This is a genomic window from Mucilaginibacter sp. MD40, from assembly GCF_002288635.1.
Taxonomy (GTDB): domain Bacteria; phylum Bacteroidota; class Bacteroidia; order Sphingobacteriales; family Sphingobacteriaceae; genus Mucilaginibacter.
In genome coordinates this window covers 984,260-1,010,045 of sequence record NZ_NRSW01000001.1, presented here as the reverse complement: position 1 = coordinate 1,010,045, position 25,786 = coordinate 984,260, and the positions used below count along the sequence as shown (strand labels likewise).

At 43.4% G+C, this 25,786-nt stretch carries 24 protein-coding genes and 1 pseudogene; 9 read left to right on the top strand and 16 right to left on the bottom strand.

The annotated features are described in order from the left end of the window. Positions 1-183: 183 nt before the first annotated feature. The 5 genes from CKK33_RS04565 to CKK33_RS04545 form a co-directional block, all read right to left on the bottom strand. Positions 184-1,479: an ammonium transporter gene (locus tag CKK33_RS04565; RefSeq protein ID WP_095702974.1), complete on the bottom strand. Its 1,296-nt coding sequence runs from the start codon at positions 1,477-1,479 to the stop codon at positions 184-186. A 429-nt stretch (positions 1,480-1,908) separates the two neighbouring features. Beyond that, positions 1,909-2,886 carry a 6-phosphofructokinase gene (gene pfkA, locus CKK33_RS04560; RefSeq protein WP_095702973.1) on the bottom strand — a complete coding sequence of 326 codons (978 nt, stop codon included), beginning with the start codon at positions 2,884-2,886 and terminating at the stop codon, positions 1,909-1,911. 112 nt (positions 2,887-2,998) lie between these two features. Further along, on the bottom strand, positions 2,999-4,720 hold the full coding sequence (locus CKK33_RS04555) for a protein-disulfide reductase DsbD (protein WP_095702972.1): 1,722 nt from the start codon (positions 4,718-4,720) through the stop codon (positions 2,999-3,001). Positions 4,721-4,740: 20 nt separating this feature from the next. After that, positions 4,741-5,190 carry a protein-disulfide reductase DsbD N-terminal domain-containing protein gene (locus tag CKK33_RS04550; protein ID WP_095702971.1) on the bottom strand — a complete coding sequence of 150 codons (450 nt, stop codon included), beginning with the start codon at positions 5,188-5,190 and terminating at the stop codon, positions 4,741-4,743. Positions 5,191-5,192: 2 nt separating this feature from the next. Continuing rightward, positions 5,193-5,918, bottom strand: a complete 726-nt coding sequence (locus CKK33_RS04545) for a biotin--[acetyl-CoA-carboxylase] ligase (RefSeq protein WP_255404595.1) — start codon at positions 5,916-5,918, stop codon at positions 5,193-5,195. Between the two features lie 92 nt (positions 5,919-6,010). Between CKK33_RS04545 and rsfS the strand changes: the two genes are divergently transcribed. From rsfS to CKK33_RS04525, 4 genes are all read left to right on the top strand, one after another. Continuing rightward, entirely contained in the window at positions 6,011-6,385 is a 375-nt protein-coding gene (gene rsfS / locus CKK33_RS04540; protein WP_095702969.1) for a ribosome silencing factor, read from the top strand. A 63-nt stretch (positions 6,386-6,448) separates the two neighbouring features. Next, positions 6,449-8,542 carry an ATP-dependent zinc metalloprotease FtsH gene (gene ftsH / locus CKK33_RS04535; protein WP_095702968.1) on the top strand — a complete coding sequence of 698 codons (2,094 nt, stop codon included), beginning with the start codon at positions 6,449-6,451 and terminating at the stop codon, positions 8,540-8,542. 57 nt (positions 8,543-8,599) lie between these two features. Next, positions 8,600-9,238, top strand: a complete 639-nt coding sequence (locus CKK33_RS04530; RefSeq protein WP_095702967.1) for a lactate utilization protein — start codon at positions 8,600-8,602, stop codon at positions 9,236-9,238. 94 nt (positions 9,239-9,332) lie between these two features. Next, positions 9,333-10,403: a PA0069 family radical SAM protein gene (locus CKK33_RS04525; RefSeq protein ID WP_095702966.1), complete on the top strand. Its 1,071-nt coding sequence runs from the start codon at positions 9,333-9,335 to the stop codon at positions 10,401-10,403. 93 nt (positions 10,404-10,496) lie between these two features. On the opposite strand, the gene CKK33_RS04520 is transcribed toward CKK33_RS04525, so the two are convergent. The 7 genes from CKK33_RS04520 to CKK33_RS04490 all read right to left on the bottom strand — a co-directional run bounded on the left by CKK33_RS04520 (position 10,497) and on the right by CKK33_RS04490 (position 14,811). Continuing rightward, positions 10,497-10,727, bottom strand: a complete 231-nt coding sequence (locus CKK33_RS04520) for a hypothetical protein (protein ID WP_095702965.1) — start codon at positions 10,725-10,727, stop codon at positions 10,497-10,499. A 150-nt stretch (positions 10,728-10,877) separates the two neighbouring features. Next, a complete protein-coding gene (locus CKK33_RS04515; protein WP_095702964.1) occupies positions 10,878-11,624 on the bottom strand; it encodes a zinc ribbon domain-containing protein in 747 nt (248 codons plus the stop codon). Then, positions 11,624-12,721 (bottom strand): Nif3-like dinuclear metal center hexameric protein, encoded by a 1,098-nt coding sequence (locus tag CKK33_RS04510; RefSeq protein WP_095702963.1) that lies wholly within the window; start codon positions 12,719-12,721, stop codon positions 11,624-11,626. Before CKK33_RS04510 ends, CKK33_RS04515 begins: the two co-directional genes overlap by 1 nt. A gap of 38 nt (positions 12,722-12,759) precedes the next feature. Further along, positions 12,760-13,260: an SseB family protein gene (locus CKK33_RS04505; protein ID WP_095702962.1), complete on the bottom strand. Its 501-nt coding sequence runs from the start codon at positions 13,258-13,260 to the stop codon at positions 12,760-12,762. A gap of 338 nt (positions 13,261-13,598) precedes the next feature. Continuing rightward, on the bottom strand, positions 13,599-13,964 hold the full coding sequence (locus CKK33_RS04500) for a TM2 domain-containing protein (RefSeq protein ID WP_095702961.1): 366 nt from the start codon (positions 13,962-13,964) through the stop codon (positions 13,599-13,601). Positions 13,965-14,108: 144 nt separating this feature from the next. After that, a complete protein-coding gene (locus tag CKK33_RS04495; RefSeq protein ID WP_095702960.1) occupies positions 14,109-14,351 on the bottom strand; it encodes a DUF2752 domain-containing protein in 243 nt (80 codons plus the stop codon). Positions 14,352-14,391: 40 nt separating this feature from the next. Then, positions 14,392-14,811, bottom strand: a complete 420-nt coding sequence (locus CKK33_RS04490) for a DUF4199 domain-containing protein (protein WP_095702959.1) — start codon at positions 14,809-14,811, stop codon at positions 14,392-14,394. Between the two features lie 136 nt (positions 14,812-14,947). Between CKK33_RS04490 and mfd the strand changes: the two are divergent. Next, a pseudogene (mfd, locus tag CKK33_RS04485) lies at positions 14,948-18,297 on the top strand (transcription-repair coupling factor). 1 nt (position 18,298) lies between these two features. Here mfd and hpt read toward each other — a convergent pair. After that, a complete protein-coding gene (gene hpt, locus CKK33_RS04480; protein WP_095705745.1) occupies positions 18,299-18,838 on the bottom strand; it encodes a hypoxanthine phosphoribosyltransferase in 540 nt (179 codons plus the stop codon). A gap of 60 nt (positions 18,839-18,898) precedes the next feature. Here hpt and CKK33_RS04475 point away from each other — a divergent pair, with 60 nt between their 5' ends. Together CKK33_RS04475 and def are read left to right on the top strand one after the other, a co-directional pair. Further along, complete coding sequence (locus CKK33_RS04475; RefSeq protein ID WP_095702958.1) at positions 18,899-20,128, top strand: pitrilysin family protein; 1,230 nt, start codon at positions 18,899-18,901, stop codon at positions 20,126-20,128. 22 nt (positions 20,129-20,150) lie between these two features. Continuing rightward, positions 20,151-20,723 (top strand): peptide deformylase, encoded by a 573-nt coding sequence (gene def, locus CKK33_RS04470; RefSeq protein WP_095702957.1) that lies wholly within the window; start codon positions 20,151-20,153, stop codon positions 20,721-20,723. A gap of 137 nt (positions 20,724-20,860) precedes the next feature. Here the strand turns inward: def and CKK33_RS04465 are convergent, their stop codons facing one another. From CKK33_RS04465 to CKK33_RS04455, 3 genes are all read right to left on the bottom strand, one after another. After that, positions 20,861-21,484 carry a carboxypeptidase regulatory-like domain-containing protein gene (locus tag CKK33_RS04465; protein WP_095702956.1) on the bottom strand — a complete coding sequence of 208 codons (624 nt, stop codon included), beginning with the start codon at positions 21,482-21,484 and terminating at the stop codon, positions 20,861-20,863. Positions 21,485-21,590: 106 nt separating this feature from the next. Continuing rightward, positions 21,591-21,869: a NifU family protein gene (locus CKK33_RS04460; RefSeq protein WP_095702955.1), complete on the bottom strand. Its 279-nt coding sequence runs from the start codon at positions 21,867-21,869 to the stop codon at positions 21,591-21,593. 25 nt (positions 21,870-21,894) lie between these two features. Then, on the bottom strand, positions 21,895-22,983 hold the full coding sequence (locus CKK33_RS04455) for an Mrp/NBP35 family ATP-binding protein (protein ID WP_095702954.1): 1,089 nt from the start codon (positions 22,981-22,983) through the stop codon (positions 21,895-21,897). A gap of 107 nt (positions 22,984-23,090) precedes the next feature. Between CKK33_RS04455 and CKK33_RS04450 the strand changes: the two genes are divergently transcribed. Further along, positions 23,091-25,373, top strand: coding sequence for a biosynthetic peptidoglycan transglycosylase (locus tag CKK33_RS04450; protein ID WP_233138144.1), 2,283 nt, complete (start codon positions 23,091-23,093; stop codon positions 25,371-25,373). Continuing rightward, positions 25,373-25,762, top strand: coding sequence for a hypothetical protein (locus tag CKK33_RS04445; protein WP_095702953.1), 390 nt, complete (start codon positions 25,373-25,375; stop codon positions 25,760-25,762). The genes CKK33_RS04450 and CKK33_RS04445 overlap by 1 nt, the downstream gene beginning before the upstream one ends. Positions 25,763-25,786: the final 24 nt, after the last annotated feature.

Genomic DNA, 25,786 nt, shown 5'->3' with positions numbered 1-25,786 from the left:
TATCTCCGGGGCGCTTTGTTGTTATAATTAGTATCACTAACAACGCATTTATTACAGTTATAATCTACTGTGATCTGTTGGCTTAAACGCACACATTTACATCTATATGCACAAAAAAGGGATGCTTACGCATCCCTTTTCCGTTAGTAGTAGTTAGTTAGTATGATAGTTTAAGTTTGTATACTATAGTTCTTCGTCGTGCTGAGAAATGTCCAGGCCTGCTATCTCTTCTTCCGGAGTAACACGAAGCGGGCTAATAAGGTCTGTAACCTTAAGCAGGATAAACGAGCCGATGAAAGCGAAAGCGGATACCGCTACAAGCGCAATAAGGTGTTTAACAAACAATCCTGTTTCGCCATAGAAAAGGCCGTTAGCACCTGCACTGTTTACTGTTTTAGTGGCAAATACACCGGTAAGCAACATACCCATCATACCGCCAACGCCGTGGCAAGGGAATACATCGAGTGTATCATCAATACTTGTTTTGCTTCTCCATATAACCACCAGGTTACTTACCACGGCTGATACGATACCCACAATTAACGAGCTGGAAACGGTTATATAACCGGCAGCAGGCGTAACCGCTACCAGGCCAACAACAGCGCCTATACATGCACCAAGAGCAGATGGTTTCTTACCTCTGAGCATATCAAAGAATATCCATGACATGGCCGCAGCTGCAGATGCGGTTGTGGTAGTAGCCAAGGCAGTAGCTGCTAATTCGCCAGAACCCAAGGCAGAGCCCGCGTTGAAGCCGAACCAGCCGAACCAAAGTAAACCTGTACCTAATATTACGTAGCTGATACGTGCCGGCGCATGTGTTTCAGGCAGGTCAGTTCGTTTTTTAAGATAAAGTGCTGAAGCCAATGCCGCCCAGCCTGCAGACATGTGTACTACTGTACCGCCTGCAAAATCAAGCACACCTAATTTAAAGAAAAAGCCTTGTGGGTGCCAGGTAGCGTGCGCAAGAGGTATATAAATAATTACAATAAAAAGTGTTATAAAAATCAAATAAGAGTTAAAACGGATACGTTCGGCAAATGCCCCGGTTATTAAAGCCGGAGTAATTACCGCGAACTTTAGCTGAAACATGGCAAAAAGGATCACCGGGATAGTACCCCAAGCCACACCAATGGTATTCTGCATCATAAAGAAGCTCTTGGGGTTGCCTAAAAAGCCGCCGCCAATGTCATCTCCGAAAGCCATACTAAATCCAAACACCACCCAAATAATGGTAATGAGCCCCATACACACAAAGCTTTGCAGCATGGTAGAAATTACGTTCTTTTTACGCACCATACCACCATAAAAGAATGCCAAGCCAGGTGTCATTAACAAGACAAGCGCTGTGGAGATGAGCAACCATGCAATGTCTGCCTTGTCAAAAGTAGCAGGTTTAGCCGCTGCGGTGTTGCCCGGATACAAAAGGGCAAGTACCACAACTACAACCAGAATGAGAAAGGGTACAACTTTTTTCATTTTTTTAATTTAAAGTGAAGAGTTTAGTTAATTAATCGTTAGTTAGTAGTTAATAAGGGTTATATATCTTCTGTTTTATAGCATTTATCTAAATTATATCATCAAAATAATAGATATAATTGATTTCCTATAAATAAACGCTACTTAAAACCAATAAATCATTTTTATTTAAACAATTATATCAAATTTATAATAATAAATGCAATAAAATTTTAATTTTATTTATATAAACACATATAAATAAAAATATTTCAATAAAAAATAATTTACAATCCCGTATAAATGCGAAAAAACCGACATTTATAAGGCACTAATTAAAGAAACAGGAAACAGAATGATGCTTTTTTACCCAATGAACATAATAGAATTGATTTCAGAGACAGACAAATTATCTAAAAATGAAAAAGGCCACTTAAAAGTGGCCTTTTTCTATATGGAGAGGATTTCAACTATTTTTAAGAGGTTCGGATTGATCTCCTCTACGTGCTTGCAAGCATATTCAAATGGCGTGTAGGTAATTTCGTTGTGGACAATACCTATCATCTCATTACGGTGACCGTCGCGTAAAGCTTCAACTGCGGCTACACCCATACGGCTTGCCAATACCCTATCCATACACGAAGGGCGGCCACCACGTTGGATGTGCCCAAGTATAGAAACACGGGTATCATAATGTGGGAAGCGTTCTTTTACATGGCGCCCTATTTCAAAAGCACCACCTGCATCGTCACCTTCTGCAACAATAACAATTTTAGATAGCTTGTCCTTACGGCCGGTCTCCAGCCTTTCGCACAAAGCGCCTATGTTGGTTTCCGTTTCCGGGATAATGATCGCTTCCGCACCCGATGCGATACCTGTACGCAAAGCAATAAGGCCCGAGTCGCGCCCCATTACTTCGATTATAAACACACGATCGTGTGATTCTGCCGTATCACGTATCTTATCTACCGCATCAATCACGGTATTAATGGCCGTATCATAGCCTATGGTAAAGTCGGTACCGGCAAGGTCATTATCAATGGTGCCGGGCAGGCCTACCACAGGTATATCGTACTCGTTACCAAAAATACGTGCGCCGGTAAAAGTACCGTCGCCACCAATGGCCACAAGCGCGTCAATACCATGCATTTTTAACTGATCATAGGCCAATTTGCGGCCTTCTGGAGTTCTGAATTGCTCACTACGGGCAGTTTTAAGGATAGTACCACCCCTTTGTATGATGTTGGCAACCGATTTACGGTCCATCGCGAAAAGCTCACCATTGATCATCCCCTCGTAACCGCGACGGATACCGGTTACTTCTATACCATAGTAATAGGCAGATCTTACTACCGCCCTTATGGCGGCATTCATGCCCGGGGCATCACCGCCAGATGTAAAAAGTCCTATATTTTTTATTTGCGTCATTTTGTAAGAAGGCGCTTTAAAAGTCTATACAAAAGAGGTACTCTACTAAACACATATGATAAGTGTTATTGGTAAAGCAAGCGCGAAGTTACATTATTTTTTTAGTTTGAACTTACTTTTTATAAGCCGCAATGCCGCTATCGAGGTATTTTACAAACTCCGCTATATTTTGGTTGGCGCCCTGAGGCGGAACCAGCGTTTCGCCTTTCTCGTTAATAATCACGTAATACGGCTGGGCATTAGAGTTGTATTTGGCAACTTCCATATCAAGCCATTTACCGCCAAGTGTAGTTATTTTTTTACCCGGCGACACGGCCGATTCAACCTGCTCCTCTTTAGCAAGCTCGGTCTTATCATCTATCACCAGTTGGAGCATTACAAATTCATTTTTCAGGCGTTTGTAAACCTCCGGGTTCGGAAATACATTTTGTTCCATCAAGCGGCAGTTCACACAATTCCAGCCGGTAAAATCTATCAGGATAGGTTTTTTTAACTGCTTTGATACTTCTACGGCCTGGTCATAATCATACCAGTCGTCAAGGCCTTTAACTTTGGGCAGTCGCTTAAATAATTCTTCGTATTTCTTGTCTTTAATAGTGGTAGTATTGGTTGCCGCGGCACTTGCTGCAAAGCCCGCACCCGACGAAAGGTCGAAATCCTGCGTGCTCAATGGCGGCAACAATGCGCTTATTGATTTTAATGGTGCGCCCCATAAGCCCGGTATCATATAAAAGGTAAATGCTATTACCACCATAGCAAAAAAGGTTCTGGTTACGCTGAGGTGCGGCACATCGCTATCGTGTGAAAATTTGATCTTGCCAATAAGGTACAAACTCATTAACACTCCAATGGCTATCCATATAGAAAGTACCACTTCCCTGTCAATGAGGTTCCAGTGATAGGCCAAGTCAACATTCGACAGAAATTTTAACGCGAACGCTATTTCAATAAAGCCTAAAATAACCTTTACACTGTTAAGCCATCCGCCAGACTTGGGTAAGCTTTTTAGCGCCGATGGAAAGGTGGCAAATATGGTAAATGGTAAAGCGATAGCTAATGAGAACCCGAACATCACTACAGCCGGCGCAAGCCTGTCGCCCTTGGTAAAAGCACTTGATAACACCCCGCCAATAGCCGGCCCCGTACACGAAAACGAAACCACCACCAACGTAGCAGCCATAAAGAAGATACCCGCAAAACCGCCCTTATCAGAATTAGCATCCAGCTTGTTTGCCAAAGAACTGGGCAATGTTATTTCAAAAGCCCCCAGGAAAGACGCGCCGAATACTATCAGCATCAGGAAGAAGAAAAGGTTGAAAATACCATTAGTTGCCAAGCCGTTTAATGCGGCCGGGCCAAAAATAATGGTAATGAGCAACCCAAAAACCACATAAATAAATATGATGGATATGCCGTAGAGGCATGATTGCCATATAGCACTGGCGCGGCTACCGCCCCTTTTAGTAAAAAAGCTTACTGTTAATGGCAGCATAGGGTAAACGCACGGTAATAAAAACGCTGCAAAACCACCTAAAAAGCCTATAATAAATAATTGCCACAGGCTTTTAGGCGAATCCGTACCGCTTGCAACTGGCGCTGCTTTCACTGTAGTTTTAGCAGAATCCGCTTTTGCTTTGGCAACAGAATCAGCCTTTTTCTTGTTTTGTGCCAATTGCTGTGAAGCCGAGGGCGCCTCGGTAAACTGCACATCGCCGGTTGAAACCGTATCGGCAGCAGTTTGAGCGGCTGATACACGGCCTGTAGTGAAAACAAAAAACAGCGCTATAATTATAAACGTATAGCGTAAAAGGCCGCGGCCTGTTGCAGGTGTCATTTTTGCGAGGTATTATAAATTTATTTAACCGGTATACTGAACTTAACTTCGTCTGGGGGAAGGCATTTTGAATCGTTACAGGTCATAAATTCCAGTTTACCGGTAACTGTAGTAGCTTTAGCTTTCAACTTAATTTTTTGCTGAAAAACCACCGAGTTTTCAAAAAAGCCTACATTCATGCTAAAAGCTTTTTCGTATCGGTTTATAGGTGCTGGCTCAATGGTTTTACCAACCAGGGTATATTCTTTTGATGGGTCAAAAGTAAAAGATGTTTTTACGGGCCCGCCTTCTTTTACGTTTTGCGAGTAAACATGCCAGCCTTTATCAATAGTAGCACGTATTAATACAGTAGCCTCAGTAGCGCTTGTTTTTTTTGCGGCGAATGCCCAGGTAACGTGCGACTCTATTTGTGCTTTAGCCCCAACTGAAAATAAAAACACCGCGGCAACCGCTAAAAGTAACTTCTTCATTATTATTTGTTTAAAAATTCTATTTCCTTTAATTGATAATGTCGCGTGCCAGAGGCCTGCTCAACAATCAGCAATCCCTCTTCCTTAACCCCGGATACTATGCCTTCAAATATCTCACCGTTGGACTTGAACCATCTTTTTTGGTTTAACCCATATAACCGGCTTTCATACGTATCTCTTAATACGGTATACTTTCCGGCTTTTAGTTTAAGGTACCATGCTTCGGTATGATTACAAATCTCCGCTAATATATTTTTTAATTCATAATTCTTATGCAATATATTTTTGATGGATGTGGCGCTACCTGCGCTAACAGGGAAATGCTCCTGGTTCACATTAAGCCCTATCCCCACAACCGAATATTTGATCTGCGAGCCTGTTAGCACGTTCTCAACGAGCATACCACCCAGTTTATTATGCTGATAATAAATATCATTGGGCCATTTTATCTTAAGACTGTCACGTAACAGGGGGTACAATGCGTCATATACTCCCATACTTACCGCACGGGTTAAATCAAATTGCTGGTGCGCGTTTAAAAAAGATGGCCTTAATAAAATGCTGAAAGTTAAATTTTTCCCGGGCTCGGCATGCCAGCTATTATTGCGCTGCCCGCGGCCTGCAAACTGATCTTCTGCCATAATGACCGTACCTTCTGGTACTGGCTTGGAATTTGACAGCATGTTTTTTAGGAATGTATTTGTTGAGTCAACTTCTTTGAGCTCCACTAAATTTTGTCCAACAAATAATCCTGAAAATATGTTATTTTGCAACGTACAATATTTAAAAAACTAAAATCGTTCAAAACTAAATCTTTTTAATGGTAAAAAGTAAAGTAATAAATGAGTCGGCTTATATATCAGAGCTTGCCATACACGGCATGCAGGAAAAAAAAGGAAATGACCTGGTTAGGCTCGACTTAAGAAATATCAACAGCTCGGTAGCAGACTATTTTGTAGTTTGCCACGCTGATTCAACTACGCAGGTAAAGGCAATTGCCGGCAGTGTAGAAGATGAGATATATAAAGCATTGCAAATAGAGCCCTGGAGAAAAGAAGGGTTAGAACACGGAGAATGGATACTGCTCGATTATGTTGATGTAGTTGTACACATCTTCAGGACAGATAAACGTGAGTATTACGGCGTTGAGGACCTTTGGGGCGACGCTGAAATTAAAAGCTACAAAAGCGCCTAATAAAAGCTCAAAACCGTTTCGTGCCCCACTAAATTAATTTACAGCCAATTGAGCTTGAATAAAATGGAAATTAAAGACAAGAAAACCGATAGTCAAAAACCCCTTCGCAGGGTACCTAATAAAAAGTCTACCCCAAAGCCTCCTAAATTTAACCTGATGTGGCTATATGCCATATTAATTATTGGTTTGTTTGTAATACCAACCATATGGGGAGGCAGCACCGGCAAGCAAATAGATTTCCAGACGTTTAGCAACACCATGCTTAAGGCGCATGATGTTGACCATATTACTGCCTATAAAGAAGGCGACCTGGTGAAAGCCGATGTTTACATTAAGAAAGACAGCCTTAGCAAACCCAAATATGCTGATGTAAACAAACAGCAGCGCAGCTTTGCCATGAGCAATGATGGGCCTCAGTATTATTTTACTGATGCCAGCTACGAAAGCTTAAAACAATCACTCACCGCAGCAGAGAAAGACTTGCCCGATGCGGAAAAAACACCGATAAAATATGAGCAGGGCAAGGAAAACCTGTTAAGCAACTGGCTGGTTCAGTGCATTATTATGGCGGTGTTGCTGGTTGGTGTATGGCTGTTTATTATGCGCCGCATGAGTGGTGGTGCCGGAGGCGGCCCCGGTGGTCAGATATTTAATATCGGCAAATCAAAAGCTACGTTATTTGATAAAGAGGCTCAGGTTACAGTTACTTTCAATGATGTTGCCGGCCTTGAAGAGGCTAAACAGGAAGTAATGGAAATTGTAGACTTCCTTAAAAATCCTAAAAAATACACCAATCTGGGTGGTAAAATACCCAAAGGTGCCCTGCTTGTTGGCTCGCCGGGTACTGGTAAAACGCTTTTAGCTAAAGCTGTAGCCGGTGAAGCACATGTGCCTTTCTTCTCATTATCAGGTTCTGATTTTGTGGAGATGTTTGTGGGTGTGGGTGCTTCCCGTGTACGCGATTTATTTAAACAAGCGAAAGACAAAGCCCCTTGTATTATATTTATTGATGAGATAGACGCCATTGGCCGTGCACGTGGTAAAAACAATATTGTTGGCGGTAATGATGAACGTGAAAACACCCTGAACCAGTTATTGGTGGAGATGGATGGTTTCGGTACCGACTCCGGTATTATCATACTTGCAGCAACCAACCGCCCCGACGTGCTTGACTCGGCCTTATTACGACCCGGCCGTTTTGACAGGCAAATATCTATTGACAAACCGGACCTTAACGGCCGTGAGCAGATCTTTAAAGTACACTTAAAACCTTTAAAGTTAGCTGCGGATGTTGATGCCAAAAAGCTATCGGCCCAAACTCCTGGCTTTGCCGGTGCCGAAATTGCTAACGTGTGTAATGAAGCAGCACTGATAGCAGCCCGCCAAAATAAAGAAGCCGTTGATATGCAGGACTTCCAGGACGCGATTGACCGTGTGATAGGTGGTTTAGAGAAAAAGAATACTTTGATCTCTCCTGAAGAAAAGCGCGTAGTTGCTTATCATGAAGCCGGCCATGCCATTGCAGGATGGTTCCTGGAGCATACCGATCCATTGGTAAAGGTATCTATTGTACCGCGCGGTGTTGCCGCCCTGGGATATGCGCAATACCTGCCTAACGAGCGCTTTCTTGTAGCCAAGGAAGAACTGATGGATGATATGATTCTCTCTATGGGTGGCCGTGTTGCAGAGGATATTGTTTTTGGTAAAATAACCACCGGCGCGCTAAGCGACCTGGAGCGCATTACCCGCCTCGCCTATGGTATGGTGAAAATATATGGCATGAACGAAAAAGTAGGTAACCTATCGTTCTATGACCCGCATGGCGAAAACCAGTTTAACAAACCATACTCGGATACTACAGCAGAACTAATTGACTCTGAAGTACGCAAGCTGGTGGATGTGATCTACAGCAAAACCAAGGATCTGCTTACACAACACCGTGAAGGACTTGAAAAAGTGGCAGCGAAATTATTAGAGAAAGAGGTATTATTCCAGGCAGACCTGGAAGAGTTATTGGGTAAACGCCCGTTTGAACACCGTACCGCTTATGACAAATTTGTTAATGGTGATAACACGCTTACGCCTGACAACAATGCCATTCCTGAAAGTGTAATTAACCCCGAAGCGTCAAACATTGAGACGCCGGAAGGTAAATAGAAATAAAAGCTACTAATAAGCCGCCGGCCGTGCCGGTGGCTTTATTTTTTCATATACATGAAAGACATCACCACATCTAAAGAAAAGCTTTTAAAAAAAGTTCGTAAAGCGCTTTTAGAGAAACGTGATAACCCCTATCCCAACCTAGAGGAACAACCCATGTACCCGCCGGTAGCAGAAGTACCTGAGGTATTATTCGCTGAAAAATTTACCGCCATAAACGGACAGTTTGTATACTGCGAAAATGAGATACAATTTATTGAGAACCTGCTCGAATTGGCTCATGAACGCAAATGGCACAAGATATATTGCTGGGAGCCTGCCCTGCAGGAAATACTAAAGCAATATGAATATCCTTTTTACGAAACGGATAAGGACTTTGAACTGGCTGATGTTGGCTTTACCCTTTGCGAAGCGCTTGTTGCCCGCAATGGTACCATCCTGCTATCTAATGCCCATGCTGCAGGCAGGCGTTTAAGTATATATCCGCCGGTACATATTGTACTGGCTTATTCTTCGCAGATAGTGCTTGATATCAAAGATGGCTTTAAGCTTATGAAGGAAAAATATGGCAACCGCCTACCATCTATGATCACACATGTAACCGGGCCAAGCCGTACAGCTGATATTGAAAAAACACTTGTGCTTGGCGCCCATGGGCCAAAGGAGCTTTTTGTTTTTTTATTGGATACTTAGGCTAATATAGCGCTCATAAACTTGCTGTTACAGATGCACTCAATTATTGTCACATTAAATTGCATGTTGCTAATAATATTAGCAAATTTGTGTTATGTCGCATGAGGATAACCCGGAATATTTTAAAGGGAGAGGAGCCCAGGTAAATACGCACAACCGCTTTATTAAAAATAAATATGTTCGAGAACACGAAGAGGGCCTTGATGAGCAAATGCTGGAAAATACCCACACGCAACTTTTTGAAGAAAACCCCAAAAAGATAGTCAGCGAATCAAACAGCCCTGATCTGAGTCATTTTGTTTCTATAAACCCGTACCAGGGCTGCGAACACGGTTGTATTTATTGTTATGCCCGTAATAGCCATGAATATTATGGTTTTAGCGCCGGGCTCGATTTTGAGCGGAAAATTATTGTGAAACGCAATGCCGCCGAATTACTGGAAAAGCATTTTAACAAAAAAGGTTATGAGCCAACGCCTATTGTACTTTCAGGCAACACCGATTGCTATCAACCTATTGAGCGAAAGCTAAAGATTACCCGCTCATTGCTCGAAGTTTTCCACCGATACCGAAACCCGGTAAGTATTATTACCAAGAACAATGTGGTGCTGCGAGATATAGATATTTTGAGCGATATGGCACGCATGAGGCTTGCCCATGTAAATGTTTCCATAACATCGCTTAACGAGTCTGTTAGGCAGAAGCTTGAGCCGCGTACCGTAACCGGCGCGGGGCGACTGGCCGTTATTAAAAAATTGTCAGATAATGGCATACCCTGCCGGGTGATGGTAGCCCCTATTATACCCGGGTTAAACAGTAATGAAATACCGGATATTATTAAAGCCGCAGCCGATTGCGGCGCTGTTTCGGCTGGCTTTACCATTGTGCGGCTCAATGGAGCGATTGCCGAACTCTTTACAGATTGGGTGCATAAAGCCTACCCCGACCGGGCCGATAAAATTTTGAATATGATACGCGCATGCCATGGTGGCAACTTGAATGACAGTGAATTTGGTCGCCGTATGAGCGGCGATGGGCATGTTGCTAATTCTATCCATCAATTATACCGGATGGCGTGTGTCCGTTTTTTAGCCGGCCGGGAAATGCCTGCATATGATCTAAGTTTATTTACGCCTAAGGGAGGGAAACAGACGAGTATGTTTTAATCATTGGCATATCATTCAGAGCGATAGCGAAGAATCTTTTAGGTGGCAATAAATACTGCCAGATGCTTCGTTCCTCAGCATGACAAAGGCACCTTACATCCTCATCCTTAACGATACCGACCTGCCTAATGCTTGCACAAACTCAGGATCTAAAACCGGCTCTGACTCACGCAATCGCCAAACACTGTTCTCTTTTATCAGGTGCAGCTTTTCGCCATTGAGCATGAGCTCAAGTTCTGTGGTGTTCTTGTTAATTAAGTTGCTGTTGACGATCTGGTAAACGTAATCCCGATCGTTAAATGTTATTCTTAGCGGTAATCCCATACACTGTTCTTCTCTGTTGTAAAATTAAACTATATAACCAGCCAGGAAAATTTATTTGAAATTTAACTATCTGATAAACAGCACGCCCTTTTTTCAGGCAATAAAAAAGCCCCCTTCAAAAGGAGGCTCCCAGTATTCTTAGCTTATTATTTAGTTAGCTTGTTCTTCTTCTAAAGCCATTACTTCATCAACCAGGATACGGCCGCAATGCTCGCAAACAATGATCTTTTTGCGCTGGCGTATATCAGACTGACGCTGAGGCGGGATCTGGTTAAAACAACCAGAGCATGAATCGCGCTGAATAGTTACCACGGCCAAACCGTTTTTAGCGTTTTTGCGCAAACGGGTATAAGCGGTTAGCAAGCGTTCTTCAATATTTTGCTGTGCGCGTTCGGCTTGTGCAGTAAGCTCCGTTTCATCTTTTTCTGTTTCGGCAGTAATAGTCCCCAACTCTTCCTTTTTTGCTTCAAGATCAGCGCGGCGGGCATCAAGATCTGCCTGAGCTTTTTCAAAAATGGTAGTTTTTGAAGCTATCTCGTAACCATATTCACGTATCTTTTTCTCGCTTACCTGTATGTCAAGGCCCTGTATCTCTATTTCTTTTGATATAGCATCATACTCACGGTTGTTCTTTACATCGTTAAGCTGAGCTTCGTATTTTTTTATGTTAGCCTGCGCGTCTTTTATCAGGTTTTTGCGGGTTACAATTTCATCCTCAAGATCGTCAAGCTCGTTTTTTATTTTCTGAATCCTTGTTTCCAAACCAGCTACATCATCTTCCAGATCGGCAACCTCCATAGGCAGCTCACCTCTAACCTGGCGTATCTTGTCAATTTTGGTGTGGATGGTTTGCAGTTCGTATAAAGCTTTAAGCTTTTGTTCTATGGTTTGTTCCATTAAATAAAATATTTGACGGGGTTTGTATTCACTTTTGTTAAACGGATGGCAAAGTTACTAAATTTTTTCTGAATAAGTTCGCATAATAATTGCTGTGTAAATTGCTCACTTTCAAAATGTCCGATGTCCGCGATCACTATTTTTCCCTCGGCATCAAAAAACTCGTGGTATTTGTAATCTGCTGTTATAAAAGCATCGGCACCGGCGGCTATCGCATGCTTTAGTAAAAAACTTCCTGAGCCTCCACAAACCGCTACTTTTTTAATCCGCCTTCCCAGCAATGCGGTATGCCTTATTACTTTACAAACCATAGAAGCTTTTATCCCGGCCAAAAAATCAGCTTCATCCATAGCTTCTTCCAGTTCACCGATCATCCCGCTGCCTACCTGCTGATTTTGATTAGTTAAACTATACAGGTCATAAGCCACCTCTTCATAAGGGTGAGCCAATACCAGCGCCATAATGATCTTGCTTTCCAGGTTAGCCGGATAAATACTTTCTATACGCACCTCGGCTTCGCTATGGCGCATACCCACCTCTCCTACATAGGGGTTGCTACCTTCGCCTGCCTTAAAGGTACCTGTGCCCCCGGCGTTAAAACTCACCTCGCTGTAATTGCCGATATGGCCCGCGCCGGCATGGAACAGTGCTTTCCTTACCTGCTCGGCCTGTTCTACCGGCACAAAAGTTACCAGCTTTTTTAACAGCCCATGCCGCGGCGTTAGTATACGCGTATTGGTTATGCCCAGCGTATCGCATATTTTAGCGTTAACACCATCCATTACACTATCCAGGTTGGTATGTATAGCATAAAGCGCTATGTTATGCCTGATGGCTTTTTCAACAACCCGCTCCACATATGTCTTTCCGTTAAACTTTTTAAGTCCCTTAAATACAATAGGATGGTGAGAGATAACCACCTGGCAGCCGGTGGCAATAGCTTCGTCTACCACGGCCTCAGTACAATCAAGCGATACCAGGGCTTGATTAATTTCCTGATCGGGATGGCCAACTATAAGGCCGCTGTTATCATAGTCTTCCTGGTATGCTAATGGGGCGAGGCTTTCCAGATAGGATGTAAGTTGAGATAGTTTCATAGCTTACTAAGGTAACAACAGCGTATCTTTTAAAAAAGTTATTCTTTGTTTTCTTGAATGAAGCGCTCTATTTGTTTGCGCGTCATCATCCAATTGTCAGACGCGGGATTGATCACCAGCCCGCTGATGCCAGGGGCGTCTAATATAAATTGCATAGTTTCCATGGCCGGAGAGATCAAGCCCGAAAACCCTTCCCGGGTTTTAAACCACAAGTCAATTTCATTCCAATCCGTAAAAAGCGGATAATATGCATTTTCGTTCGTATCAACAATGTGGTAGAATTTGATGGTGCTGCCTTTTTCAAAAACACCGCTTCCGGTTTCAATTGTTGGCGTAAACACCAGGCCTTCGTTTAATACGATCATCAGGAAGTTGGCCCGCTTAAATTCCTTCACAAAAAGCTGAAGATTAGCCTCCGTTTTTTCGCGGTAAAAGCCCTCTATGGCTTTCTTTAAACCCGGGTTAGTAACGGGTTTATTCACATCTACCTCATTTTCTTTTCCGGAAAACGCTCTCTTTATATTAGAAAATAACCCCATATCACTTCACGTTAAATTTTATTTAAAGGTAACTAATACCTTTAGGCTTGGGTATAAAACGCAAAAAGACCAAAACAGTTGTAATATTTTCTTTGGAGCGACCCGAAACAATATTGATTCGTTAGCGGGTTTCCAATACTTACAGCTGTTTTGGCCTTTTAAATTGTAAAGGTTTGGGTAGATATAGGGCGGCTTATCCGTTTTGCTTTTTAACCTTTTTAAGGTCGCCAAGCAAAATGTTCATGAGCTCTTTATCAAATTTTGATACTAATTTATGCGTGGTTTGTTTATTCTGAGTTTTCATGGTGTTAAGAGTTTATGTCGTTTATTAATTGTGTTTAGTAAGGGCCGCCCATTTTCACGATCTGAAAGCTTTCATAAGCCATTTTTTGGTTGTATTCATTAGCCAATGACTGATGATTGATCAGATCGACAATGGTACCGATAAAACAGAAACCTGCCGTGAAGAAATATAACAAGCCCATTACCGTTTGCCCTAACATAAAGCGCTGTACGCCGGCTATGCCAATAAAACCGATAAGCGTGAAGATCAATACATCCTGGGCGCTTTTTCTTTTACCAGAATAAACCATATAAAAGCTTTGCTTTTGGCTATCGGTAAGGTCATTGGTTGCCTGGTGTAAAAAGGCCATCTCTTCTGTGGTGATGCCTGGTAATGACAGGTATGGGTTATATGCGTTCATGATATTTAGTATTTGTTTGTGATTGATGATGTAAAGGTAATATCGTACTAAAAATCAGCCTATACAAAATAGGCGGTGACACTAAAAGCCTCGGTAAGCGCGGCTAAATGCTCGGCGAAAACCACCGGATATTTTTACCGACCATTACCGTAACCGGTATCGCCCGGCGGCACCTAAAGTAATTATACGGTAAAGCAACACTAATAATACCGGCAAACCCAGCCAATGCGCCTGGAAAGAACTTTTAAGATCGCCATGCAATAAAAACGAAATGGCATGCCCCAAACCACATCCCGGGCACCAGGCAATACCCAAAAGCTTTAGAGGACACAAACTAAAATGGCCCTGGGCTGCCGGGTTTGTTAACGCCAGGCATACCAGAGCCATTATCCAAAATATCAGTTCGAAATGTTTTCTAAATACAGTTCTAATCAACGCGCTTTGCTTTTGTTGTCAGTATTAAAGATACAGCAAAAGCTTCAATAACACCAACCAACAAAGCCCCAAAAATACGGCCGCTAAAACTTTCAAAAGTACGGGCACTGCTGGCATCATTATTAAACCAGTTGATAAATACAATGCTGCTGAATACGGCAAGCGCACCCCCTACCAATAATATCTTAAAGCTTTGTATTAAGGCTTCCAGAAAACCCATCTGGCCCTTAAGTTCACCATCGCGAAAGTTCTTAACGCCGAAAAATAAGCCGATCAAGGGAATAAGGCCCGAGACATATTCTATTGGCGCTGTCTGGTTATCGGTTATATAGTAACCCATGCCTCGCATAATAAAAAGCCAGATGATGCTGAGTACGCCGATGATTAATCCGAATATTACTGAGTTCTTCATTTGTATAGGATTAGTAAATGTGTCACATATCAAAATATCATTAAAAAGTAAACATATACGCAAATTGTTTGCTCTTATTTATGATAATTGATTGCATAACGGCCGAAAGGCTTATTTACCGTATATTTGCACCGTTTTGAACATCCGGGATATTTTAGAGCGATATAAGGCTGATGAACGGATCACCACGCTGGCAAAGGCACTAAACGCCGGCAAAAATCCAAGAGTACAGCTAAAAGGTTTAGTCGGGTCGGGAGATGCGGCCATGGCCACTGCATTGTATTTTTTACAACATAAGCACATGATATTTGTGCTACCCGAACGCGAAGAAGCTGCCTATTTCCTATCAGACCTGGAGAATTTGACCGGTAAAGACGTCTTGTTTTTCCCTTCATCGTACCGTAAGCCTTTTGAATTTACCCAGCCGGACAGCGCCAATGTGCTGGCCCGTGCCGAGGTGTTAAATGAGCTGAACCACTCCACTGAATATGGCCAACTGATCGTAACCTATCCTGAGGCACTGGCCGAAAAGGTGATAGACCGCTCTTCATTAGAAAAGAACACCCTCGAGATAGGTATTAACAATAAGCTCAGCATTGATTTTATCAACGAGTTTTTGGTTGAATATGATTTTGAGCGTGTCGATTTTGTTTATGAGCCCGGCCAGTTCTCTATTCGTGGTGGTATTGTAGACATCTTCTCATTCTCGCACGATCTACCCTATCGTATAGAATTTTTTGGTGACCTGGTAGAATCTATCCGCACTTTTGAGATCGAGAGCCAGCTATCTGTTGAACAGGTAAAGCAGATAACGGTTGTACCGAACGTACAATCAAAGTTTCTAACTGAAAATAATATTTCTCTACTTGAATACGTAGAAGCCGGCACCCAGGTATGGATAAAGGATGTACAATTTACTTTAGACATTATCCAAAGCGGGCACAAAAAAGCTACCGCCTTATGGAAAGCGCTTTCATCTGAAGAAAAGACACAAAACCCGGAATGGATAGATCCTAAATTCGCGTTTACCGATGAAAAACTGATCGCCGATCAATTACATGATTTTCCTCTGGTAGAGTTTGGCAAGCAGTTCTTTTATAACGATGCCGAGGCTGTTAATTTTGATATGCGCCCTCAGCCATCATTCAATAAAGATTTTAACCTGCTTATCCATAATTTTAAGAACAACGAGGCAGAGAAGATAGAGAACTATATTCTTACCGATTCGGCCAAGCAGGTAGAGCGGCTATACGCTATTTTGGACGACCTTGACAAAACCGTGAAGTTCACCCCGGTAAACACTTCAATACGCGAAGGCTTTATTGACCGGGAGCAAAAGCTGGCCTGCTACACCGACCATCAGATATTTGACCGCTACTATAAGTATAAACTTAAAAAAGGCTATCAACGCTCGCAGGCTATTACGCTGAAAGAACTGCGAGACCTAAAGCCGGGCGATTTCATCACCCATATTGACCACGGTATTGGTAAATACGCGGGTCTGGAGAAAGTAGAGGTGAACGGCAAAACGCAGGAGATGATCCGCCTGGTTTATGCCGATAATGATCTGCTGTACGTGAACATTAATTCCCTTAACCGCATCAGCAAATATAGCGGAAAGGAAGGCACCGCCCCCCGCATGAACAAGCTGGGGACCGATACCTGGGAGCGCCTCAAGAAAACAACAAAAAAAAAGTTAAGGACATCGCCCGTGATCTCATAAAGCTTTACGCGGTGCGTAAGGCCCAAAGCGGCAATGCCTTCTCGCCCGATAGTTACCTGCAAACCGAGCTCGAGGCTTCGTTTTTGTATGAGGACACACCTGACCAGGAAAAGGCAACTGCCGACTTTAAAAAGGACATGGAGTCGCCGCACCCGATGGACCGCCTCATATGCGGCGACGTGGGTTTCGGTAAAACCGAGGTAGCCGTACGTGCCGCATTTAAAGCCGTTGCAGATAGCAAACAAGTGGCGATACTTGTACCTACTACCATATTGGCAGCACAGCATTACAAAACCTTTAGTGACCGCCTCAAGGGCTTCCCGGTTAATATTGATTATATCAATCGGTTTAAAACCAATAAGCAGATCAAGGAAACACTTGAAAAGCTTAAAGAAGGAAAAGTAGATATCATTATAGGCACACACCGCCTGGTTAGCAAAGATGTAAAGTTTAAAGACCTCGGCCTCATGATCATTGATGAGGAGCAGAAGTTTGGCGTAACCGTTAAGGAAAAGCTGAAACAAATGCGCGCCAATGTGGATACGCTTACGCTTACGGCTACGCCTATCCCGCGTACACTGCACTTCTCGTTGATGGGCGCACGCGACCTTTCCATTATCTCTACCCCGCCGCCTAATAGGCAGCCGGTAGTTACAGAACTACATGTATTTAACGATACATTGATAAAAGATGCAGTACAATTTGAAATAGAGCGCGATGGCCAGGTGTTCTTTATCCATAACCGCGTGGCCGATCTGCCGCAGTTAGGTGCATTGATACATAAACTGGTACCCAAAGCCCGTGTAGGTATTGCCCATGGCCAGTTAGACGGCGACGCGCTGGAAGATGTGATGCTAAAGTTTGTGAACCATGAGTACGATGTATTGGTGGCTACCACCATTATTGAGGCCGGGTTGGATATCCCGAACGCCAATACCATTATTATCAATCATGCCCATATGTTCGGCCTGAGCGACCTGCACCAGATGCGCGGCCGTGTGGGGCGGAGTAATAAGAAGGCATTTTGTTACTTGCTGAGTCCACCGTTGAGCACTTTGACGAACGAGGCTCGTAAACGATTGAGCGCCATAGAAGAATTTAGTGACCTCGGCAGCGGCTTTAACGTGGCCATGCGTGACCTGGACATCCGCGGCAGCGGTAACCTGCTGGGTGCCGAACAAAGCGGCTTTATAGCGGAGATAGGCTTCGAGATGTACCACAAGATACTGGACGAGGCCATACAAGAGCTTAAGGAAGATGAGTTTAAAGGTGTTTTCCCTGAAGAAAAGCCGAAACCGTATATCAGCTTCACCCAGATAGATACCGACCAAGAAATACTGATACCCGATGAGTACGTAACCAACATTGGCGAGCGTTACAACCTGTATACCGAACTAAGCAAACTGGAAAACGAAACAGAATTACAGGCATTTCAGCAGCAGCTGCATGATCGGTTTGGCCCTATTCCGCACCAGGTAAACGAGTTGTTCAACTCTATACGCCTGCAGTGGTTAGGTAAAGCCATCGGCTTTGAGAAATTATCGCTTAAGAACAATGTGTTGCGCGGGTATTTTGTGAGCAACCAGCAATCTCCCTATTTTGAAACCGATGAGTTCCGCGAAGTACTGAACTTTGTGCAGCGTAATCCAAGGCGTACCAACCTTAAAGAGGTAAAAAACACCTTGCGCTTAAGTGTAGACAGGGTTAGTACTATACAAGAAGCCTTAGAAATATTGGAAGAAATGCGGGTAATTTGGGCGTAGTTTACCCCACTTTCTGATATATTCCCCTCAAGTTCCTACCCAACTCGCGATAGTCCAGTCCATAACCTACCACAAATTTGTTTGGGATCTGAAAGGCTACGTAGCGCAGCTCTTCTATGCTGTGTTCAATAGCTTCAGGTTTTAGCAGCAGGCTGCAAACGGTTATTGATCTGGGCTGGCGCACTTGTAGTTTCTCAATCAGGAATTTGATGGTATTGCCGGTATCAATAATGTCCTCTATCAGGATAATGTCGCGGTCTTTAATATCTATGGTCAGGTCAAAATCTTCCCTTATCTGCCGGGTGCTTGATGTTCCGCCGAAATAGGAAGCCAGTTTTACAAATGTAACCTCGCAGGGCACTACTATTTCGCGTACCAAGTCGGCAATAAACAGAAAGCTGCCGTTAAGTACGCCAACAAAAACCGGCTGGCGGCCTTCAAAATCGTTATTTATATCTTGTGCAACTTCGGCTATTCGTTGTTGTATCGCCTCATGCGAAAACAAGGGTTCAAACTCAAGGTCGGCTATTTGTAATTTCATATTGTAAACATACATAAACGCAAACAAATTGCATGTTTATACGCTATCTTTGAACGTTTTATGACAGACCATCAGATACATACCTTATCAAACGGTATCCGCATACTCTTTAAACATTCACCATCGCCTATTACGCATTGTTGCTTTGTATTTAACGCAGGCTCGCGTGATGAATTGCCCGGGAAAGAAGGCCTGGCGCATTTTATAGAGCATATGCTGTTTAAAGAAACCCAACGCCGCAACACCACGCAGATACTTAACAGACTGGAGCTTGTGGGCGCCGATCTCAACGCTTATACCACCAAAGAGTATACTTGCATACACGCCTCGCTCCTGAACCAGCACCTCGAGCGGGCCGTTGACCTTTTTGAAGATATTATTTTCCATTCCACATTCCCTGAAGATGAAATGGAGAAAGAACGCGGCGTTATCCTTGACGAGATAGCCTCCTACCAGGACCAGCCCGAAGAAGCCATACAAGACGATTTTGAAGAGTATTTGTTTAAAGGCCATCCTATAGGCAACAATATTTTAGGTACTACTGAAACCGTTGCGGCTATTTCGCAGCAGGACATTCATCAATTCATTAAAGCTACTCACAACACCCACCAAATGGTGTTTGCCGTTTACGGAGATTATAAATTTGAGAAGCTGATAAAGATGTGCGAAAAGTACTTAGGCCACCTTGCTGAAAATACTAAACAAAAAAAACGTATATCGCCATCAGCTGTAGCCAGCGGCACTTACGTTGTGCAAAAGCCCATTGCGCAAACCCATTGTATCATAGGCGGCAGGGCATATCCATCGGCTCATAAGCATAAATATGGCCTGCTGTTGCTTAATAACATTTTGGGGGGCATGGGCATGAGCAACCGCCTTAACCTGGAGATACGCGAAAAGCATGGTATTGCCTATACCATAGAGTCTAATTACACTTCGCTTACCGATACCGGTATATTTTCCATATACTTTGGCACCGATGCCGGCAAAGCCGCAAAGGCCGCTAAACTTGTAGAGCGCGAGTTGAAAAAATTGCGCGATAACCGCTTGGGCGAGGTGCAGCTGAAACAGGCGAAAGAAAAGTTTATAGGGCAAATTGCCCTTGCCGAGGAAAGCCGCATGAGCTTAATTATTTCCATGGCCAAAAGCTTGATGGATTTTGGCCACATTGATACGCTTGAAGATGTATTTGCCAAAGTTAACGCGGTAACCGCTGATCAGTTGCTGGAGATCAGCAATGAAATTTTTGATAATGACCGTATGATAACCTTGTTGTTTGAGCCTAAATAAATAAAACCTTTACCTTTGTAAAATGAAATATCCGATTGTAGCCTACGGCGATCCTGTTTTACGTAAAAAAGCGACTGCGATTGAGCCCGACGAATACCCGCATATAAAAGAACTGGTTGATAACATGTTTGAAACCATGTATGGCGCCCGCGGCGTAGGTTTGGCCGCCCCACAGGTGGGCATGTCCATGCGCTTATTTGTGGTTGACGCTACCCCTTTTGACGATGAGGAACCGGAGCTAAAAAACTTTAAAAAGGTTTTCATAAATGCCGCCATGCTTGATGAAAGCGGCGAGGAATGGTCATTTAACGAAGGTTGCCTGAGCATACCGGATATACGCGAAGATGTAAGCCGCAAGCCTGTTATAAGTATTTCCTATTATGATGAAAACTGGAAACACCATGAAGAAACCTTCAGTGGGATGGCTGCCAGGATCATACAGCACGAATATGACCACATTGAAGGTAAATTATTTACCGATAAATTGAGCCCACTGCGCAAGCGTTTAATAGAAAAGAAACTGAACGATATTTCAAAAGGCGCCGTTGATGTAGATTACCGCATGAAATTCCCGGCGGCTAAGAAAGGCAGGTAGTCTTTTAGAATCAAGACATAAGAGTCAAGAATCAAGAGCCACTTAGCTCATCAGCCTGCATAAAATAAAGAAGCCGCTTAGCATTAAGCGGCTTCTTTATTCTATCTTGATTCTTGACTCTTATATCTTGCCTCTCCTTACTTACCCCCTCCGTCTACAATGGATTTTATAAGGCTACCCCATGCAAGCGGGTTCAGCAAAGGATTGGTGCGTGAGTGTGAATTGAGTATCTCGTTATGCATGGATTGTGTGTTGGCCGCCTGTATCTCCTGCGCGTCGCGTGGCAGGGTGTTGGTCATGGCGGTTATAGAAGCACGGCTGATATTTTTCCGGGCAATTTCCAGGTCGTCATCCGCTATCTTGGCATTAACAAAATCTTTTCTGAACTCATCAGTAGTAGCCCATGGGAATACCCTCACCATCGGCAGGTTGGTTATTTGCGGCTTAAGCACAATCTTAGTGGTATAGCTTCTGTTCTTAGCGTTCTGAGGCATGGTTACCATAGTAGCCGCATATCCAATAGCGGTAAATTGCAATGTATCCTGCTCATGAGCAACAAATGAGAAATAGCCATTGTAGTTGGTAATAACAACACTTTTGTTATTGCTTAAGTTGGTAATAGTTACATAAGGAACAATTACATTGGTACTATCCGCATTATATACAATACCACTAAACTGCACCAGCGGCTTCTCTTTGTTTTGCGCAAAGGCCGATACCGATAACAGTAAAAATAATATTATGCCAAACAGTTTTCTCATGTCTTCAACATCACACCAAATACGTGCCGAATTTCGTTTTATTATCTACGGGCAGCAAAAATACTGCATGGTACTTTGGCAATTCAATTTTTAACAAAACTTAACACTATCGTAAATTTTCCGGAAGCACAGCATTGGGGTCATCCATTGCTGTCAGGTTAATGGCTTCAATAGCCGTTATTTCAGGCACGGCCTTTTTTATAGCCTGTTCAATACCCGCCTTAAGCGTCATGATACTCATGGGGCACGAACCGCAAGAGCCCAGCAATTTAAGCCTTACTACGTTTTCAGGGGTTATTTCTTCAACAGAAACGTTACCGCCATCGGCCTCCAAATAAGGCCTTATGGTATCTAACGCCGCTTCCACCTGATCATTTAAACTCATTTATATATACTTTTAAGTAAAGATATTAATTATTTACCGCATTTAAAACATGCGTTCTTTCGGCATTGATGATGGATACCTGTTGTGCCACACGTTCGGCCATCAGCATAAATGCCTGGTTCATAGGGCTGGTTTCATCCAGCACAATGGGTTTACCGGCATCGCCGGAATCGCTGATACTCTTCACCAGCGGTATCTCGCCCAAAAATGGCACCTCAAGCTGCGCGGCCAGTTTCTGCCCGCCGCCCTGACCAAAAATATAATATTTATTTTCAGGCAGTTCTGCCGGGGTAAAGTAAGCCATGTTTTCAACAATGCCCATCACGGGTACGTTAATGGCTTCCATCATAAACATGCCTATGCCTTTTTTAGCATCGGCAAGAGCTACGTTCTGCGGCGTGGTTACAACCACAGCACCTGTAATAGGGAAGCTCTGGGTAACCGTGATGTGTATATCTCCCGTACCGGGAGGTAGGTCGATAACCAGGTAATCCAGTTCGCCCCAATCAGCATCGTTAAACAACTGCTTAACCGCTGTTGATACCATTGGCCCTCGCCATGGCACGGGCTGGTTAGGATCGGTAAAGAAGCCTATTGACAATAGCTTTATACCGTACTTCTCAATAGGCTCAATCCGAGTTTTGCCGTTCTCCTGTGTGGCCATAGGGCGCGCGCCTTCCAGGCCAAACATAATAGGGATGGACGGGCCATAAATATCGGCATCAATTAACCCCACTTTAGCACCCGCTTTTGACAGCGCCAGGGCCAGGTTCACCGATACGGTTGATTTGCCCACACCACCCTTGCCCGAGGCTACCGCAATAATGTTTTTAACACCGGGTACACCGGTATTACGTTGCGTAGTAACCTGCGAGGTCATGTTCACGGTAACCGCTATATCCTTACTGATGAAGTGGGCTATGGCATTACGGCAGGCATTCTCGATCAGCCCTTTTAAGGGGCATGCCGGAGTAGTCAGTACTACCGAAAAGCTCAATTTGTTACCATCAATATGTATATCCTGGATCATGTTAAGGGTAACCAGGTCTTTTTTCAGGTCGGGCTCCTCAACATGGCTAAGGGCTTGTAGTACTTGTTGTTTGGTGATTTCCATATTTATTTAACTGCAAAAATACGAAAACAGGTAGCAGCCTGCGTTTGTTAAGAAAACAATTTGCTCATCGCTTCCGTTTGCAGCACATTATATTTAGTTTAGTTTTGATGCAAAAATCATCTATGCGCCGTTTTCACATCAACCCCAAATATATCCGTATCGCCCTGATCACTATTGCTGTATTAGTTGTAATGATAGCCATTGGCGGGTATGTTGCCTACAGCAAGCGTGAGGTGCTTTTGCAAAAAGCTATTAGCAAAGCTACGGCAAAAGCCAAGCGGGATTATAATTTAGATGTAAAAATAGGCTCGGCCCGCTTTACCGGGATGGCCACAGTTGCCTTTGAGAATATCAGCGTGGTACCTCAGCAGCGCGACAGCCTATTTTCTGTTAAACGGTTTGATGTAAGTGTAAAAGTATTGCCGCTTATTTTTGGCAATATCAAACTGGGCGACGTAGTATTGCAGGACGGGCACCTTAACCTTACCAGTGTAAAAGGTGTAAAAAACTTCGATTTCCTGTTTAAAAAGAAGAAGGATACAACCGATACCGGCCATAAAGTTGATCTGTCGGATGTTTCCAACAGGCTGATCAACGAGGTATTGTATAAAATCCCGGACAACCTTTCGCTCAAAAATTTCCTGACAAGTTTTAGGGATGACAGCACTACGCTTACCTTGCTTACCACTACGGCTTCCATCAAAAATGGAAAGCTTAATTCTACCATCAATGTTAATAAAGGCGAATCTACCTGGCATGTGGATGGGAAAATGGTGCCGTCTGATAAAGACATTGATATCCGCCTATATGCGGAGGGAAAAAAAGTAGAGTTGCCGCTGATAGAAAAGAAATTTAAATTGAAGCTTAATTTCGATACCATTACCACACGCCTCAGCAATGTTAGCCACAGCAGCGGCGAAACCAAAATAAATGGCTATTGGTCTATCCGTAACCTGTTGCTTAACCATCCGGGGCTATCTACCCAGGATATTGTAGTTCCTAATGGCTCTATTGATGCCAATTTTGTGGTTGGGTCCAACTTTGTATCACTTGATAGTTCGTCGGTTATTCACCTTAAAAAGCTCTCTGCGCATCCTTTTATAAAATACACGCTAAACCCGGTAAAGATCTACGAGGTAAAGTTTAAAACCGACTGGCAAAACGCTCAGGACGTTTTCGACTCGTTCCCAACAGGCATGTTTGAATCTCTTGAGGGTATACAGGTAAGCGGGAAGCTCAATTACAGCCTGGATATGTATCTCAACTGGGCACATATTGATGATATGGTTTTTAACTCAACCCTGCAAAAGAGTAACGATTTCAGGATACTTAAATACGGCAAGGTTGATCTCGGCAAACTCAACAAAACATTTGTGTATGTGCCATATGAAAAGGGCAAGCCTATGCCACCCCATACTATTGGCCCGGAGAACCCGGAATTTACCCCCCTTAACCAGATTTCGCCCAACCTACGCAACGCGGTAATGACGGCCGAAGACCCCTCTTTTTATACCAACCGGGGCTTTGTTGATGAGTCTATACGCAAATCGTTCATAACGGATATTAAAGAAAAGAAATTTAAGCGTGGCGGCAGTACCATATCCATGCAGTTGATCAAGAACGCCTTTTTAACACGCAACAAAACCCTGTCACGGAAAATCGAGGAGATCTTAATTGTATGGCTGATTGAGAACAACCGCATTATGAGTAAGAACCGTATGCTGGAGGTTTACTTCAACATTATTGAATGGGGCCGTGGTATATATGGTATCTCAGAAGCATCACATTATTATTTCGGCAAAGCGCCGTCAGAGCTTACGCTTGGCGAAAGTATCTTTTTGGCCAGTATAGTGCCTAACCCTAAAGCAGGCTTATACGCTTTTGAACCCGACGGCACCCTAAGGCAGCGGCTGCATGGTTATTTTAATCTTATTGGCCGCCTTATGGCTAAACGTGGGCTTACCGAACCGGATAGCAACGCGTACGGGTTTTACAATGTACGCTTACGCGAAGGCTTACGCCGCCAGATAGCACCGATTGATACCGCCACAGCAGACAGCCTTATACGCCAGGCCGATAACGATGATGATGCCGCGGGCGTAGGCGTTACGCCTGTTTTTGAAGAACCTAAGAAACCCAACTTCTTCCAGCGCTTGTTTGGTAAAAAAGATACCGCGCAGGCAGCCATGGAAAAGAAGATTGAGGAAACTAACGACGCTATTAAAGCCCGGCTTAAGCAGGAAATTGAGAAGGTAAAAGCGGAATATAAATACAAAATTGACAATGTAGATACCGCCGGTAAAACCAAAAAAGAAATAAAGGCCGAGAAAAAACGGCTTAAAGAGGAAGGCAAAGAAAAGGAGCGTGAACTTAAAGACCGGATGCCGTAATGCAGCAATCATTTAACATCGCTTTACCGATTGGTTTTAGTAAGCCCGATGGCCCGGATGATATCCTATGCTTTATAGAGGCTTTATTTAATCCGAATAGCCGCGCTTATCCCTCATTAATATCTGCATTGCAGTATGAGAATAAGCCCAAATTCGGGCCATCAACTATCAGTAATCTGGTGTTTACGCTTGTTGCATTTGATCTGCAAACATTGAGCGGACGATTAAGGGTTGGTTATGATATGCAGCTTACTTTTGGCTGCGAGGATTTAGTAAAAGACCATGTTAACCAACACTCCTACTATAACTTTGTGATTGATATTGCGAATAAAAACATTTCATTTAAAAGCGATATCGTTGAAACGCCCTCTCCTGCTGACGAATTTTGATTTAATTGCCTAATAAATAAAACC

Coding starts and splice junctions, on each gene's coding strand:
- CKK33_RS04565 (WP_095702974.1), bottom strand. CDS start 1,479: ATGAAAAAAGTTGTACCCTTTCTCATTCTGGTTGTAGTTGTGGTACTT.
- pfkA (WP_095702973.1), bottom strand. CDS start 2,886: ATGACGCAAATAAAAAATATAGGACTTTTTACATCTGGCGGTGATGCC.
- CKK33_RS04555 (WP_095702972.1), bottom strand. CDS start 4,720: ATGACACCTGCAACAGGCCGCGGCCTTTTACGCTATACGTTTATAATT.
- CKK33_RS04550 (WP_095702971.1), bottom strand. CDS start 5,190: ATGAAGAAGTTACTTTTAGCGGTTGCCGCGGTGTTTTTATTTTCAGTT.
- rsfS (WP_095702969.1), top strand. CDS start 6,011: ATGGTAAAAAGTAAAGTAATAAATGAGTCGGCTTATATATCAGAGCTT.
- ftsH (WP_095702968.1), top strand. CDS start 6,449: ATGGAAATTAAAGACAAGAAAACCGATAGTCAAAAACCCCTTCGCAGG.
- CKK33_RS04530 (WP_095702967.1), top strand. CDS start 8,600: ATGAAAGACATCACCACATCTAAAGAAAAGCTTTTAAAAAAAGTTCGT.
- CKK33_RS04525 (WP_095702966.1), top strand. CDS start 9,333: ATGTCGCATGAGGATAACCCGGAATATTTTAAAGGGAGAGGAGCCCAG.
- CKK33_RS04520 (WP_095702965.1), bottom strand. CDS start 10,727: ATGGGATTACCGCTAAGAATAACATTTAACGATCGGGATTACGTTTAC.
- CKK33_RS04515 (WP_095702964.1), bottom strand. CDS start 11,624: ATGGAACAAACCATAGAACAAAAGCTTAAAGCTTTATACGAACTGCAA.
- CKK33_RS04510 (WP_095702963.1), bottom strand. CDS start 12,721: ATGAAACTATCTCAACTTACATCCTATCTGGAAAGCCTCGCCCCATTA.
- CKK33_RS04505 (WP_095702962.1), bottom strand. CDS start 13,260: ATGGGGTTATTTTCTAATATAAAGAGAGCGTTTTCCGGAAAAGAAAAT.
- CKK33_RS04500 (WP_095702961.1), bottom strand. CDS start 13,964: ATGAACGCATATAACCCATACCTGTCATTACCAGGCATCACCACAGAA.
- CKK33_RS04495 (WP_095702960.1), bottom strand. CDS start 14,351: ATGGCTCTGGTATGCCTGGCGTTAACAAACCCGGCAGCCCAGGGCCAT.
- CKK33_RS04490 (WP_095702959.1), bottom strand. CDS start 14,811: ATGAAGAACTCAGTAATATTCGGATTAATCATCGGCGTACTCAGCATC.
- hpt (WP_095705745.1), bottom strand. CDS start 18,838: ATGAAATTACAAATAGCCGACCTTGAGTTTGAACCCTTGTTTTCGCAT.
- CKK33_RS04475 (WP_095702958.1), top strand. CDS start 18,899: ATGACAGACCATCAGATACATACCTTATCAAACGGTATCCGCATACTC.
- def (WP_095702957.1), top strand. CDS start 20,151: ATGAAATATCCGATTGTAGCCTACGGCGATCCTGTTTTACGTAAAAAA.
- CKK33_RS04465 (WP_095702956.1), bottom strand. CDS start 21,484: ATGAGAAAACTGTTTGGCATAATATTATTTTTACTGTTATCGGTATCG.
- CKK33_RS04460 (WP_095702955.1), bottom strand. CDS start 21,869: ATGAGTTTAAATGATCAGGTGGAAGCGGCGTTAGATACCATAAGGCCT.
- CKK33_RS04455 (WP_095702954.1), bottom strand. CDS start 22,983: ATGGAAATCACCAAACAACAAGTACTACAAGCCCTTAGCCATGTTGAG.
- CKK33_RS04450 (WP_233138144.1), top strand. CDS start 23,091: ATGCAAAAATCATCTATGCGCCGTTTTCACATCAACCCCAAATATATC.
- CKK33_RS04445 (WP_095702953.1), top strand. CDS start 25,373: ATGCAGCAATCATTTAACATCGCTTTACCGATTGGTTTTAGTAAGCCC.